A 14595-nucleotide genomic window follows, 5' to 3' on the forward strand; every position below is an offset into this window, starting at 1 on the left:
GAATGATTCATTCATATATTGGCATCTACGCTCTCCCGGTCAAGTCTGATATATCGACCTATCAGCAACCCACCTCACCTGCGGGGCCCATGCGCAAAAAATCTCCCGACCGGCTGGACGCCATTGTCGAAGCGGCCCTCACCTGCTTCTCCCAGGCCGGCTATGCCCGCACGCAAATGGCCGATGTGGCGCGCGCCGCCCATGTTTCCGCCGGCACACTTTACCTTTATGCGGCAAGCAAGGAGGCACTGCTCCATCTTGCGGTGCTGAAAGCCGCCGGGGAGCCTCTGGAGGGGCTGGAGCTGCCTTTCGCCACGCAAGGACTGGAAGCGGTGAACGGCCTCATCCGCGGCATTGCGGGGGAAGAAGGGCTCTGGCCGGTGCTCACCAAGGCGCTGGAAAGTGACAAAACCCCGTCCCGCGCAGAGCTTCAGAGCATCGGCGCGGAGCTTTACGATCTTCTCGTCCCCATCCGCCGGGCCGTCTGGCTGCTCGACAAGCTGGTGCTCGACATTCCCGAGATCGACCAGACATACGCTGACGTGATGCGCGGGCGATATATTGCAGATCTTTCGGCATTGATCGCGCGGCTGCCGGGCGCGGCCTCCCCCATGGAAGAGCGGCTGAAAGCGCGCATGGCCATCGAAATCATTTCCTGGGCCGCCATGCACCGGCGCAAGGAAAGCGAGCGGCACAGTTTCGCCCCCCTCAGCGAGGAAGACATCCGCCGAACGGCGACCGCCGCCTTCGCTGCCTCTTTTTTCAGCGCGTAAGAAAGCGCCCCTATCCCCCGATAGGCAGCGAGGCCTGCCTAAATTCCTATACCGCCACGTCTTTTTGCCGTTTTCACCTCCGGAATCCGCCCGCCATTTACCGGCGGTAAAGGCGCCTTCCTGTCTAATGAAGGTGAGATAGCGCCCGCACCGCGCGAGCGCCTTGGGGAGATGACATCGTGGCCCGGCCCGCTTTATTCGGTATCAAGAGGGATAAGTTCTCCCTCGACACGGTCCGCCTTTATACGCAAGTCCAGGTTCTGGAGCATCCGGAGCATCAGGACGCGTGCTACATCATGGAAGAATGGCAAAAGCTGCGCGATGAAGACCGCCTCCTTCACGCTCAGGACCTGCCCTCCAAAACCTTCGCCCGGCTGCTCCCCCGCCTCTACCTGCTGGAACCGGCGAACGAGGCGGCGACCGACTGGCGCTTCCGCCTCGTCGGCACCGATATCGCCAATGCCTTTCCCGCCGACCCGACGGGCCGCGCGATCAGCGAGCTTTACGCACCGGAAAAAGTACTCTCCAACGCCGCCGTCTACCGCGACGTGCTGGAGCATCTGCGCCCCGTCGTTACCAAGGGCCAGGTCGAAGGGCTCGACCGGGACTACAAGATCGCGGAGTTCGTCCATCTCCCAGTCGCCATCGGCGAGAAGGACGAAAGAGTGCTGCTCGGCGGCGTCTTCGAGCATGGCTACGGCCGCCTGCCGCCCGCCTTCCCGAAAAAAGACAAGAAAAAAGAGCCGTCCGCTTCTTAAAAACCGGACGGCCCCGCTTCAATTTACCGCAGGCTGAAAAGCCCCGCGTGAGGCGTCTTACGCCTCTTTTTCGATCTGCTCAGCGGCAGCCACCAGCAATTCGGCCATCTGGCGGCGAATCTGATGGTCCGACTGATCGACGCCGGCCGCATCGAAATCACCGCGCACCTTGCGGAAGACATCCTCTTCGCCCGCCTCTTCCAGGTCCGCTTTCACGACTTCGCCGGCATAGGCTTCCGCCTCCGCGCCCGTCTTGCCGAGCAGGCTTGCCGCCCACAAACCAAGGGCCTTGTTGCGCCGGGCCTGGGCCTTGAAGCGCAGCTCCGCGTCATGCGCGAATTTGTTTTCGTAAGCTTTCTCGCGATCGCTGAAGCTCGACATATCGGGTCTCCTTGGGAACAACTTTGACACAAATCTGCAAATCGGCGCTCTTGGGCGGCCTCTCCGCGCAGATTAGCGTCAACCGGTTGATTTTCATATATATTTTGAGTGACAAGAGGGTCGTTGTGCAAGTCTGGGTCTTCGGGTACTTTCCGAGCCATTGAACGGGGCGGAATCGACGGCTGACCCGCCCCCGCCTTCCGGCATCCGCCGCCGTCGGACGGGTGCAAGTTGATTGGAATCACACATATGAACCGCCGCAGACGGGTTTATGAGGGAAAGGCCAAGGTGCTTTATGAAGGCCCCGAGCCTGGCACCCTCATCCAGCATTTCAAGGATGACACCACTGCCTTCGACAACACCAAGCACGAGTTGATCGACGGCAAGGGCGTTCTGAACAACCGGATTTCGGAATATATTTTCACCCGGCTGAACGATATCGGCGTGCCGACCCATTTCATCCGCTCGCTCAACATGCGCGAGCAGCTGGTTCGTGAGGTCGAGATCATTCCGATCGAGGTCGTGGTGCGCAACGTTGCCGCCGGCTCCATCGCCAAGCGCCTCGGCATCGAGGAAGGCACGCCCCTTCCCCGCTCGATCATCGAGTTCTATTACAAGGCCGACGAGCTGCACGATCCCATGGTCTCCGAAGAGCACATCACCGCCTTCGGCTGGGCGACGCCCCAGGAGATCGACGACATCATGGCGCTGGCGCTCAGGATCAACGATTTCCTGACCGGCCTTTTCCTCGGCGTCGGCATCCGCCTCGTCGACTTCAAGGTCGAGTTCGGCCGTCTTTATGAAGGCGACATGATGCGCATCGTGCTCGCCGACGAAATCAGCCCCGACAGCTGCCGTCTCTGGGACATCACCACCCAGGACAAGCTGGACAAGGACCGGTTCCGCCGCGACATGGGCGGCCTTGTCGAGGCTTATCAGGAAGTGGCCCGCCGCCTCGGTATTCTCTTCGAGAACGATCCGAAAAAGCGCACCGGCCCCACGCTGGTTAAATCGTAAAAAGCGCCGGCCTCTTCCCCCAAAAGAAGAGGCCGGTCCCTTTCCGCTCCATCCGGCCTCCCCGGCCCGCGAAGACCCCTAAAAGGCTCGTACATGAAGGCTCGTATAATTGTTACGTTGAAAAACGGCGTTCTCGACCCCCAAGGCAAAGCAATCGAACATGCGCTCGGCCAGCTCGGCTTCGGCGGCATCGGCGATGTGCGCCAGGGAAAATATTTCGAGGTCACTTTGAGCGAGCAGGACCCGGCCAAAGCCCGCGCCCAGCTTGAAGACGCCTGCAAGAAACTCTTCGCCAATACCGTCATCGAAAACTACGCGATCGAGCTCGACGTATGAAATCCGCCGTTATCGTTTATCCCGGCATCAACCGCGAACGCGATCTTGCCCGCGCGCTGGAACTGGTGACCGGCACCGCCCCTTACATGGTCTGGCATGACGATGCCGAAATCCCGGATGTCGATCTCATCGCCGTGCCGGGCGGCTTTTCCTATGGCGATTATCTGCGCTGCGGCGCCATTGCCGGGCAGGCCCGCATCACCGCCGATCTGAAAAAGAAAGCTGCCAAGGGCGTGCGCGTCTTCGGTGTCTGCAACGGGTTTCAGATCCTCACCGAAATCGGCCTCCTGCCGGGCGCGCTCCTGCGCAATGCGCATCTGAAATTCGTCTGCAAGGAAGTGAAGCTGGAAGTCGCGAACAACCGCACCGCCTTCACGAACGCCTATACCCAAGGCCAGATCATCCGCTGCCCCGTCGCCCATCACGACGGCAATTATTTCGCCGACGAAGGCACGATCCGCCAACTGGAAGACGAGCACCGCGTCGTTTTCCGCTATGCGGAAGGCACGAACCCCAATGGCTCCATCAACGACATTGCCGGCATTATAAATGAAAAAGGCAATGTGCTCGGCATGATGCCGCATCCGGAAAATCTGGTGGAACCCCTTCATGGCGGCCTCGACGGCCGCGGCATTTTTGAAAGCCTGTTGGAGACTGTTGCGTGATCCCCAACGAGATTGAAATCACCCCCGAGCTGGTTGCCGAACACGGGCTGAAGCCCGACGAGTATCAGCGTATCCTGGACCTGATCGGCCGCACCCCGACGCTCACCGAGCTCGGCATCTTCTCGGCCATGTGGAACGAGCACTGCTCCTATAAGTCCTCGAAGAAATGGCTGCGCACGTTGCCGACCAAAGGCCCGCGCGTCCTTCAAGGTCCCGGCGAAAATGCCGGCGTCGTCGATATCGGCGACGGGGAAGCCGTAGTCTTCAAAATGGAAAGCCACAACCACCCCTCTTACATCGAGCCCTATCAGGGCGCGGCGACGGGGGTCGGCGGCATCCTGCGCGATGTTTTCACCATGGGCGCCCGGCCCATCGCGGCCATGAATGCGCTGCGCTTTGGCGCGCCCACCCATGAGCGCACCCGCCATATCGTTTCCGGCGTCGTTGCCGGGATCGGCGGTTATGGCAATTCCTTCGGCGTGCCGACTGTGGGCGGCGAGGTAAACTTCGACCCGAGCTATAATGGCAACTGCCTCGTCAATGCGTTCGCCGCGGGCCTTGCCGACACGGACAAGATTTTCCTTTCCGAAGCCAAGGGCGTCGGCATGCCCATCGTTTATCTCGGCTCCAAGACGGGCCGCGACGGCATCCACGGCGCGACCATGGCCTCTGCCGAATTCGACGATGACTCGGAAGAAAAGCGCCCCACCGTTCAGATCGGCGACCCGTTCGGCGAAAAGCTGCTGCTGGAAGCCTGTCTCGAACTGATGGCGACGGGTGCCGTCATCGCCATTCAGGACATGGGCGCGGCGGGGTTGACTTGCTCGGCCGTTGAAATGGGCGCGAAAGGCAATCTCGGCGTCGAGCTCGACCTCGACAAAGTGCCCTGCCGCGAAGAAGGCATGACCGCTTATGAGATGATGCTGTCGGAAAGCCAGGAGCGCATGCTCATGGTGCTGCATCCGGAAAAGCAGGCCGAGGCCGAAGCCGTCTTCCGCAAATGGGATCTCGATTTTGCCGTTGTCGGCAAGACGACGGACGATCTGCGCTTCCGCATCTTCCGCCATGGCGATTTGATGGGCGATCTGCCGATCAAGGAACTGGGCGATGAAGCGCCTGAATATGACCGTCCCTGGGTGGAGACGAAACCGCCCGCCCCGCTCGACCCGGAAAGCGTGCCCGCGCCGAACGATCTCGGCGAGGTTTTGCTGAAGCTGCTGGGCTCGCCCGACATGTGCTCGCGCCGCTGGGTCTGGGAACAATATGACCATCTGGTGCAGGGCAATACCGTTGTGCGCCCGGGTTCGGACGCCGCCGTCGTGCGCGTAAAGGACTCCAACAAGGGCCTTGCCTTCTCGCTCGATGTGACGCCGCGTTATTGCACTGCCGATCCCGTTCAAGGCGGCAAGCAGGCGGTTGCCGAATGCTGGCGCAACATCACCGCCTCGGGCGCCGAGCCTTTGGCCGTTACCGACAACCTCAATTTCGGCAATCCGGAAAAGCCGGAAATCATGGGCCAATTCGTCGGCTGCATTAAGGGCATCGGCGAGGCTTGCGAAGCGCTTGCCTTCCCCGTCGTCTCCGGCAATGTCTCGCTTTACAACGAAACGAACGGCCAGGCGATCATGCCCACGCCCGCCATTGGCGGCGTCGGCCTCATCCCCGATCTCGGCAAAACCGCCACCACCGCCTTCAAGGGCGAAGGCGAGGCGATCTATGTGATCGGTGAAACGCTCGGCCATCTCGGCCAGTCCGTCTATCTGCGCGATATCGAAGGCCGCCGCGAGGGCCCTGCCCCGCATGTCGACCTCGGCGCGGAAAAACGCCACGGCGATTTCGTCCGCTCCCTCATCCGCTCGGCCCGTGTCACGGCGGTCCATGACGTCTCCGACGGCGGCCTCCTTATCGCCCTTGCCGAAATGGCGATGGCGGGCGGTATCGGCGCTGAGCTTGAGGCGGAAACGGACCTGCCGCTCCATGCCTGGGGTTTCGGGGAAGATCAGGCCCGCTACATCGTCACCATTGCCGAAGCCGGCGCAGGCGATCTTGAAAAAGACGCGGAAAAAGCGGGCATTCCGCTGACCCGGCTCGGGCGGACAGGCGGACGTGAATTGACACTGAGCGGCCAGCTCACCATATCATTGGATAAGTTGGCCCAGGCCCATGAGGGCTGGTTCCCGGCCTATATGGCCGCTCCCGATACCAACGCCTAAGCAAGGCAGGCTCGGCAAAGGAGACAAGACATGGCCATGAGCGCCAAGGAAATCGAAACGCTGATCAAGGACGCCCTGCCGGACGCAACGGTGGAGATTCAGGATCTAGCAGGTGACGGCGATCATTATGCAGCCGTGGTCGTTTCCAAGGAATTCGAAGGCAAAAGCCGGGTGCAGCAGCATCAGATGGTTTACAAGGCCCTGCGCGGCCAGATGGGCGGCGCCCTTCATGCGCTGGCCCTGCAGACCTCTGCCCCCAATGCATGAAATTGGCGCATAAATCTCAGAGTTGAAAAGGACCCCGACATGAGCGAGCCCGAAGTTTTCAGCGCAATCCGCTCCGACATCGAAAACAACGACGTCGTACTTTTCATGAAAGGTACGCCGGTCTTCCCGCAATGCGGTTTCTCCAACACGGTCGTGCAGGTGCTCACCTATCTGGGCGTGCCCTTCAAAGGCGTGAACGTGCTGGAAACGGACGAGCTGCGCCACGGCATCAAGGAATTCTCGGATTGGCCGACCATTCCCCAGCTCTATGTGAAGGGCGAATTCGTGGGCGGTTGCGACATCATCCGCGAAATGTTCGAAAACGGCGAACTACGCGAATATCTCGCCGCCAAAGGCATCGAAGCCGAACCCGCGCAGCAGTAAGCATTGCTGGTGTGAAACACAAAGGGGCCTTCAAGGCCCCTTTTCTTTTGCGTGGCCGTTACCCAGACCGCAGCTATCACCCCGGTCGGGGGCCGGGGTGACGGTAGTAGGTGCAGGGGCGCAGTGCGTCCCAAACACGAAGACACACCGCCTCGCACCACAGGGACATATTTTCCTTAGACACATATTAGGCCCGTCACCCCGGGCTTGTCCCGGGGTCCACGCAGCGCTGCGGCAGGCGGAGACGCCGTTTGGCCCCCGGCTCGGGGGCCGGGGCGGGGTGACGTGAGCGGGTGCTGGGGGCGCGGGTGCGTCCCAAACGCGAAGACACACCTCCTCGCACCGCAGGGACGTATTTCCTTAGTCACATATGAGGCCGTCACCCCGGGCTTGACCCGGGGTCCATGCAGCCTCCGCATCCGGCACCACCGTCCCATAGATGCTCGGGTCAAGCCCGAGCATGACGAGCGGAAACAAAAAAAGCCGCGGAGCGAACCCCGCGGCTTTTTCAATTTGCAATCGCGCGAAACTTAGCGCGAACAGAATTCCCCAGCGCGTTAGCGCGAATAGAATTCGATGATGAGGTTCGGTTCCATCTGCACCGGATAGGGCACATCGGCAAGCGCGGGCACGCGCACGAAGCTTGCCTTCATCTTGGAATGGTCGACCTCGATATAATCGGGCATGTCGCGCTCGGCGCTCTGGCTGGCTTCGAGCACGATCGGGTGCTGGCGCATACGCTCACGCACTTCGATGACATCGCCCACACGCACCCGGTAGCTCGGGATCGTGACGCGCTTGCCGTTCACGAGCACATGGCCGTGGCTGATGAACTGGCGCGCGGAGAACACGGTCGGCACGAATTTGGCGCGGTAGATCACCGCGTCGAGGCGGCGCTCCAAAAGACCGATGAAGTTCTCACCGGCGTCGCCCTTCATGCGCGTGGCTTCGTGATAGGTGCGCTTGAACTGTTTCTCGGTGATGTTGCCGTAATAGCCTTTCAGCTTCTGCTTGGCGCGCAGCTGAATGCCGAAGTCCGACAGCTTGCCTTTGCGGCGCTGGCCGTGCTGGCCGGGGCCGTATTCGCGGCGGTTGACCGGGCTTTTCGGGCGGCCCCAGATGTTTTCGCCCATACGCCGGTCGAGTTTATACTTGGAACTGATGCGCTTGCTCATCGCGGTTTCCTTGTCTTTATTTGTGTCAGGAAACGCGCCCTCCTCTGCTTCCCGAAGAAAGCCGACAGGGAGACGGTGCCAAGGCGCCTGGCCCTCCCGCGGGTGCGTAAATGCCCGCGGGCCCGGCTGCGAAAGCCAGACCCGCAAGGAACGGGCTGGGTTTACACCGCCCCTCCACGTAAGTCAATTGGCCAAAAGGGCCCTTAATCCCCGGATTTCCTGGCGCCGAGCTCTTCCCGGGCGCGCCGGTAAGCATGCTTGGTGAGCGCGGAGATGATGCCCCGGAAGGTGCGCACCTCCTGCTCGGTCATGGCCGCTCTTTGGAATAAATTCCTGATATTGCGGATCATGGCCGGGCGCTTTTCTTCCGGGCGCAGAAAGCCCGTGTCATCGAGCTCTTCTTCCAAATGGGTAAAAAGCCCCAAAAGCTCGTCCTTATTGGCCGGGCGCGTATCGGCCATGGGCAATTCCTCGTCCGGCGTCTCATCGCCCGCCCTATTCCACTCATAGGCCATGAGCAGCACCGCCTGCGCGAGATTGAGCGAGGAAAAGGCGGGATTGAGCGGCACCGTCACCACCGCGTCGGCCAGCGCCAGATCGTCATTCGTCAGCCCCGTGCGCTCCGGCCCGAAGAGAAAGCCGGGATTGCCGCCTGCCTTCAGGTGGGCGCGCATGCGCTTTACCGCTTCCTCGGGCGTATAGACGGGTTTGACCATGTCACGCGGGCGCGCCGTCGTCGCCAGCACGAAATCGAGATCGCCCACCGCTTCTTCCGTGGTCGCCACCACTTTTGCATTGTCCAAGAGCGAATCGGCGCCCGAGGCCGCCTTCCAGGCGCGCGGGTTCGGCCAGCCGTCGCGCGGCGCCACAAGGCGCAGGTCCGTGAGGGCGAAATTCAGCATGGCACGGGCCGCCGCGCCGATATTGTCGCCGAGCTGCGGCACCACCAGCACCATGGCCGGCCCCTTGGGCAGGTTTTTCGCAGCGTCTGCCTTGCGTTTATCCGTTCCGGCCATGCGCCCTTAAAATTCCCGTCACAAAAATCGGTTTCCTTGGCTCCCGCCCGCCCCGCCAGATGCGGAAAACAGGCGGAAAACTAAGCCAGCGCCGCTGCTTAAGCGATCCGCGATCTTTTATCAATCACCGCCGGATGCTATAGGTTCTGGCGGCTTATATAAGACACGAATCCCGCCTGCGGCCCCCCGGCCGTCCCACCCCAAAGAGGCCAGCGGCCCGCCACGGTCCGCTCAATAAACGAGGTACGTATCGATGTCCAAGATCAAGGTCGAGAATCCGGTTGTCGAGCTCGACGGCGACGAGATGACGCGGATCATCTGGGCGCTCATCAAAGAGAAGCTCATTCTTCCCTATCTGGACATCAAGCTGGATTACTACGATCTGGGCATCGAGCACCGCGATGCGACCGACGATCAGGTGACCGTCGATGCTGCGAACGCCATCAAGAAACACGGCGTCGGCGTCAAATGCGCGACCATCACCCCCGATGAGGCGCGCGTGGAAGAATTCGGCCTCAAGAAAATGTGGCGCTCGCCCAACGGCACCATCCGTAACATTCTCGGCGGCACGGTTTTCCGTGAGCCGATCATCTGCCGCAACATTCCCCGCCTCGTGCCGGGCTGGACGGAGCCGATCATCATCGGCCGCCATGCGTTCGGCGACCAGTACCGCGCCACCGACTTCCGCGTGCCGGGCAAAGGCAAGCTGACGGTGAAATGGGAATCGGAAGACGGCAAGGAAACCATCGAGGAAGAGATTTACGACTTCCCGGGCTCCGGCGTCGCCATGGGCATGTACAACCTCGATGAGTCGATCCGCGACTTCGCCCGCGCCTGCATGAAATACGGCATGGACCGCGGCTATTCGATTTATCTTTCGACGAAGAACACGATCCTGAAAGCCTATGACGGGCGCTTCAAGGATCTCTTCCAGGAAGTTTACGAGAACGAATTCAAATCCCAGCTCGACGCCAAGAAGCTGACCTATGAACACCGCCTGATCGACGACATGGTGGCCTCCGCCATGAAATGGAGCGGCGGCTATGTCTGGGCCTGTAAGAACTATGACGGCGACGTACAGTCCGACTCCGTTGCCCAGGGCTTCGGCTCGCTCGGCCTTATGACTTCCGTGCTGATGACGCCGGATGGCAACACGATCGAGGCGGAAGCGGCCCACGGCACTGTCACCCGCCACTACCGCGCCCATCAGCGCGGCGAGGAAACCTCGACCAACTCCATCGCTTCCATCTTCGCCTGGACGCGCGGCCTCTCCTACCGCGCCAAGCAGGACGGCAACGACGATCTGGCCGAATTTGCCGACAAGCTGGAAAAGGTCTGCGTACGCACGGTGGAAAGCGGCTACATGACGAAGGACCTTGCCCTTCTCGTCGGCGCCGAACAGAAATGGCTCACGACCGAAGGCTTCCTCGACAAGGTCGATGAAAACCTCGCCAAGGCAATGGGCAAAGCCTGAGCCTCTTCAATGGCAGCAAGATTCTAAAAGGAGCCTGCGGGCTCCTTTTTCGTTTCAGCCTTCGGCTTTGGGCGGGACGCTTTCCTTTTCCGCCGCAATTTCTTCCGCCATTTCATCGCTGTCATCGAAGGCATGCTGACGCGCGCGCGCGGCGGCAGAGATATTCTCGAACGCCTTTTCGTGGCGGCTGACAAAGCGGTGAAAATCGGCCCGCGAAAGCTTAAGCACATGGCAGCGGGTCAGCGCCTCCACCGAGGCCGAGCGCTTGCGCGCATCGATGAGCGCCATCTGACCGAAGAAATCGCCTTCCTCCAGGTCCACCACGCCGCCGGGCAGATAGGCCCGCGCTTCGCCCACAACGATAAAATACATGCCGTCCGCCTCTTCCCCGCGCTGGGTGATAAGCGTGCCGGCGGGAATGATTTGGGATTGCAGGAGTTTGAGAAGATCGCCGACGGCAAAAGGCTCAAGCCCCTGAAAAAGCGGCACACGCGCCACCATGTCCCAGTTCACCACGAAATCGCGCCGGTGAATTTCCTGGGCAAAGCCGCTCGAAACAATGGCAATCGGCACCGCGAACATGCAAAGCCCGAGCAGCATGACGATGCCGCCCACCAGCTTGCCGAGAAGCGTGATGGGCACCGCATCGCCGTAGCCGACGGTGGTGAGCGTTGCGATCGCCCACCACATGGCATCGGGCACGGAACCGAAATGCGCCGGCTGCACCTCCCCTTCGATCCAGTACATGGCCGTTGCCGAGGTCATGAGAAGACCGGCCATAATGATGAGCGCGCCCATAATGGCCCGGCTTTCGGACGCCAGCACCCGCCCGAATGTGGCAAGCGCGGGCGAGAACCGCGCCAGTTTGAAAAACCGCAAGAGGCGGAAGAGCCGCAGCACCCGCAAGTCGATAAAGAAAAAGAAAGAAAGATAGAAAGGCGCGATCACCGCAAGATCGATCAGCATCGGCCAGGTCAGCGCCCAGCGTGCCCGCGCCTTGAAGGGCGAAAGATGCCGCACCGTCGGATGATCCACCGCCACCCAGAGCCGGGCGAGATATTCCACCGTAAAAACCGTGATGGAGAAAATCTCGAACTGAAAGAACGCCGCACCATAGCGCGCATCGATCTCCGGCACGGTCTGCAGCGCGAAGGCTGCGACATTCGCCAGAATGAGCCCGACCATAAAGACGTCGAAGATGATGCTGGGCAGATCGCCGGTCTTGCCCGCCTCTAACACCACATAGAGACGGCGGCGCAGCCCATGGGCGCCGGACGCGTTATGCGGGCCTTCAGGCTGCACCGGCAAGGGAGCTGACCATGGCGCGGATGGCGCCGAGTGCCGCTTCTGCTTTCGCCCCGTCTGGGCCGCCTGCCTGGGCCATATCGGGCCGGCCGCCGCCGCCCTTGCCGCCCACGGCTTCCGCGCCCGCGCGCACGAGTTCCACCGCGCTATAGCGGTCCGTCAGATCGCCCGTCACGCCCACGGCAAGGCCTGCCTTGCCTTCTTCGGTCGCCGTGACGAAAGCCACGATACCGGTGCCGATCTGCTTCTTGGCATCGTCGATCATGCCGCGCAGGTCCTTCGGATTGACGCCGTCGAGCTTGCGCGCAATGAGCTTGATACCGCCAAGCTCCTCAGCCGCCTGCTCCGAAGAGGACGCGCCGCCGCCGCCCAGCGCGAGCTTGCGCTTGGCATCGGCGAGTTCCTTTTCCAGGCGCTTGCGCTCCTCGACAAGGGAGATAACGCGGGCCGGCACTTCATCCGGCGTCACGCGCAGGGCGGCTGCCGCATCGCGCGCAATCTCTTCCTGATGGACGAGATAGCGCCGCGCGCCCTCGCCCGTCAGCGCTTCGATACGCCGTACGCCCGAACCCACGGCCCCTTCCGAGATGATTTTGAACAGCGCGATGTCGCCGAGGCGGCGCACATGGGTGCCGCCGCACAGTTCCACCGAATAAGGCCGCTTGCCCTCTTCATCGGGCTCGCCCATGGCAAGGACGCGCACTTCATCGCCGTACTTTTCACCGAAAAGCGCCAGCGCGCCCGCTTCGATCGCCGCATCCGGCGTCATCAGGCGGGTCGAGACATCGGCATTGCGGCGGATCTGATCGTTGACGATCTCTTCCACCTTCGCGATCTCCTCCGCGCTCATCGGCTTGGGATGAGCAAAGTCGAAACGCAGCCGCTCCGGCGAGACAAGCGAACCCTTCTGCGCCACATGCTCGCCCAGCACCCGGCGCAGCGCCTCATGGACGAGGTGGGTCGCGGAATGATTGGCGCGCGTTGCCGTGCGCCGCGCCCGGTCCACCTGCAATTCGGCTATGTCACCGCTTTTCAGGCTGCCGCGTTTCAGCGTGCCGAGATGGACAATGAGATCGCCCACTTTCTTCAGCGTGTCGCGCACTTCGAATTCGGCCCCGGCGCCGGTAAAGATCACGCCGGTATCGCCGACCTGGCCGCCGCTTTCCCCGTAAAAAGGCGTCTGGTTGAGAATGACCGCGCCTTCATCGCCGGCTGAAAGGGCGTCCACCCGCGCGCCGTCTTTGACGAGCGCTACGATCTTGCCTTCCGCCGTTTCGTTCTCATAGCCCAGAAACTCGCTCGCACCCGCTTCATCGCGCAGCTCGAACCAGAGCGTTTCGGTTGCCTGCTCGCCAGAACCCGACCAGGCCTTGCGCGCTTCGGCCTTCTGGCGGGCCATGGCCTCATTGAAGCCTTCAACGTCCACATCCATGCCCCGGCCGCGTAGCGCATCCTGGGTCAGATCGAGCGGAAAACCGTATGTGTCGTAAAGCTTGAAGGCCGTCTCACCCGCCAATGTGCCTTGCCCTTGCTGCTGCGCAACTTCTTCATCGAGCAGCTTGAGGCCGCGGGCGAGCGTTTCGCGGAAACGGGTTTCTTCCAGCTTCAGCGTTTCGGTGATGAGCGCTTGCGCACGGGTTAGTTCCGGATAGGCCGCGCCCATCTGCTGAACAAGCGCCGGCACCAGTTTCCACATCATCGGATCGCTGGCGCCCAGAAGCTGAGCATGGCGCATGGCGCGGCGCATGATCCGGCGCAGCACATAGCCGCGCCCTTCATTCGACGGCAGCACACCGTCGGCAATGAGGAAGGAAGACGAACGCAAATGGTCGGCAATGACACGGTGGCTGACGCCATGGGTGCCGCGCGGCTCGGTGCTTGAGGCATGCGCCGAGGCCTCAATGAGCGCGCGGAAAAGATCCGTCTCGTAATTGTCATGCGTGCCCTGCAGCACGGCGCTGATCCGCTCGAGCCCCATGCCTGTGTCGATGGAAGGCTTGGGCAATTCCACCCGGTTGTCGGGTGTCAGCTGGTCGAACTGCATGAAGACGAGGTTCCAGATTTCGATAAACCGGTCGCCGTCTTCATCCGGGCTGCCGGGAGGTCCGCCCGGAATATGATCGCCGTGATCGTAGAAGATTTCTGAGCAGGGCCCGCAAGGTCCCGTCTCGCCCATGGACCAGAAATTGTCCGAGGTCGGAATGCGGATGATCTTGCTGTCGGAAAAGCCTGCGATCTTTTTCCAAAGCTCGAAGGCTTCATCGTCTTCGGAATAGACGGTCGCCAGCAGTTTGTCCTTCGGCAGGCCGAATTCCTTCGTAATCAGGTTCCAGGCAAACTCGATCGCCTCGGCCTTGAAATAATCGCCGAAGGAGAAATTGCCCAGCATCTCGAAGAAAGTGTGGTGGCGCGCCGTATAACCCACATTATCAAGATCGTTATGCTTGCCGCCTGCGCGCACGCATTTTTGCGAGGAAACCGCGCGCACGTAAGGGCGCTTCTCCGCCCCGGTGAAAACGTTCTTGAAGGGCACCATGCCTGCATTGGTGAAAAGCAGGGTGGGATCGTTCGAGGGAACGAGCGAGGCCGATTGCACGGTCTCATGGCCATTGGTGGCGAAATAATCGAGAAACGTCGCGCGAATATCGTTCAGGCCGCTCATAAAATTCACTCAAAAGGTCAAGGTTTGTGGGCAGTTACCGGCAATAGCATGAGCCTAGCTTTTACTAGGCAAGCCCTACCCTGTCCAGCGGCGCCGGAGGCCCGCGCCGCCCGCCCGCTTACCATTAGAACGCCCCCTCCCGCCGCCAAACGGTGGCACCTGGGGAGAA

Annotated in this window: 14 protein-coding genes; 9 read left to right on the top strand and 5 right to left on the bottom strand. The window is 61.3% G+C overall.

Going from position 1 to position 14595, the window contains the following annotated elements:
- Positions 1 to 89: 89 nt before the first annotated feature.
- Positions 90 to 773 carry a helix-turn-helix domain-containing protein gene (locus ACOQOT_RS09935; protein ID WP_420559124.1) on the top strand — a complete coding sequence of 228 codons (684 nt, stop codon included), beginning with the start codon at positions 90 to 92 and terminating at the stop codon, positions 771 to 773.
- A gap of 179 nt (positions 774 to 952) precedes the next feature.
- Positions 953 to 1531: a PAS domain-containing protein gene (locus ACOQOT_RS09940; protein ID WP_420559125.1), complete on the top strand. Its 579-nt coding sequence runs from the start codon at positions 953 to 955 to the stop codon at positions 1529 to 1531.
- Positions 1532 to 1588: 57 nt separating this feature from the next.
- On the opposite strand, the gene ACOQOT_RS09945 is transcribed toward ACOQOT_RS09940, so the two are convergent.
- Positions 1589 to 1912, bottom strand: coding sequence for a DUF1476 domain-containing protein (locus ACOQOT_RS09945; RefSeq protein ID WP_121879632.1), 324 nt, complete (start codon positions 1910 to 1912; stop codon positions 1589 to 1591).
- Positions 1913 to 2161: 249 nt separating this feature from the next.
- Between ACOQOT_RS09945 and purC the strand changes: the two genes are divergently transcribed.
- The 6 genes from purC (at position 2162) to grxD (ending at position 6794) form a co-directional block, all read left to right on the top strand.
- A complete protein-coding gene (purC, locus tag ACOQOT_RS09950; protein ID WP_420559126.1) occupies positions 2162 to 2929 on the top strand; it encodes a phosphoribosylaminoimidazolesuccinocarboxamide synthase in 768 nt (255 codons plus the stop codon).
- 93 nt (positions 2930 to 3022) lie between these two features.
- On the top strand, positions 3023 to 3265 hold the full coding sequence (purS, locus tag ACOQOT_RS09955) for a phosphoribosylformylglycinamidine synthase subunit PurS (RefSeq protein WP_045444485.1): 243 nt from the start codon (positions 3023 to 3025) through the stop codon (positions 3263 to 3265).
- Positions 3262 to 3930, top strand: a complete 669-nt coding sequence (gene purQ, locus ACOQOT_RS09960) for a phosphoribosylformylglycinamidine synthase subunit PurQ (RefSeq protein ID WP_420559127.1) — start codon at positions 3262 to 3264, stop codon at positions 3928 to 3930. The genes purS and purQ overlap by 4 nt, the downstream gene beginning before the upstream one ends.
- Positions 3927 to 6143 carry a phosphoribosylformylglycinamidine synthase subunit PurL gene (gene purL / locus ACOQOT_RS09965; RefSeq protein WP_420559128.1) on the top strand — a complete coding sequence of 739 codons (2217 nt, stop codon included), beginning with the start codon at positions 3927 to 3929 and terminating at the stop codon, positions 6141 to 6143. Before purQ ends, purL begins: the two co-directional genes overlap by 4 nt.
- A gap of 30 nt (positions 6144 to 6173) precedes the next feature.
- Positions 6174 to 6410 carry a BolA family protein gene (locus ACOQOT_RS09970; RefSeq protein ID WP_045444493.1) on the top strand — a complete coding sequence of 79 codons (237 nt, stop codon included), beginning with the start codon at positions 6174 to 6176 and terminating at the stop codon, positions 6408 to 6410.
- A gap of 39 nt (positions 6411 to 6449) precedes the next feature.
- On the top strand, positions 6450 to 6794 hold the full coding sequence (gene grxD, locus ACOQOT_RS09975) for a Grx4 family monothiol glutaredoxin (RefSeq protein ID WP_045444496.1): 345 nt from the start codon (positions 6450 to 6452) through the stop codon (positions 6792 to 6794).
- A 557-nt stretch (positions 6795 to 7351) separates the two neighbouring features.
- Here the strand turns inward: grxD and rpsD are convergent.
- Positions 7352 to 7969 (bottom strand): 30S ribosomal protein S4, encoded by a 618-nt coding sequence (rpsD, locus tag ACOQOT_RS09980; protein WP_420559129.1) that lies wholly within the window; start codon positions 7967 to 7969, stop codon positions 7352 to 7354.
- Between the two features lie 203 nt (positions 7970 to 8172).
- Positions 8173 to 8985 (bottom strand): RNA methyltransferase, encoded by an 813-nt coding sequence (locus ACOQOT_RS09985; RefSeq protein ID WP_420559130.1) that lies wholly within the window; start codon positions 8983 to 8985, stop codon positions 8173 to 8175.
- 253 nt (positions 8986 to 9238) lie between these two features.
- Between ACOQOT_RS09985 and ACOQOT_RS09990 the strand changes: the two genes are divergently transcribed.
- On the top strand, positions 9239 to 10459 hold the full coding sequence (locus ACOQOT_RS09990; protein ID WP_420559131.1) for an NADP-dependent isocitrate dehydrogenase: 1221 nt from the start codon (positions 9239 to 9241) through the stop codon (positions 10457 to 10459).
- Positions 10460 to 10513: 54 nt separating this feature from the next.
- Here the strand turns inward: ACOQOT_RS09990 and ACOQOT_RS09995 are convergent, their stop codons facing one another.
- Positions 10514 to 11761 (bottom strand): cyclic nucleotide-gated ion channel, encoded by a 1248-nt coding sequence (locus ACOQOT_RS09995; RefSeq protein ID WP_420561935.1) that lies wholly within the window; start codon positions 11759 to 11761, stop codon positions 10514 to 10516.
- The gene (gene alaS, locus ACOQOT_RS10000; RefSeq protein ID WP_420559132.1) at positions 11751 to 14426 is read right to left on the bottom strand and encodes an alanine--tRNA ligase; all 2676 of its coding nucleotides are present in this window, start codon (positions 14424 to 14426) and stop codon (positions 11751 to 11753) included. The genes ACOQOT_RS09995 and alaS overlap by 11 nt, the downstream gene beginning before the upstream one ends.
- Positions 14427 to 14595 lie beyond the last annotated feature (169 nt).

It is taken from the genome of Tepidicaulis sp. (genome assembly GCF_965222285.1).
GTDB lineage: Bacteria > Pseudomonadota > Alphaproteobacteria > Parvibaculales > Parvibaculaceae > Tepidicaulis.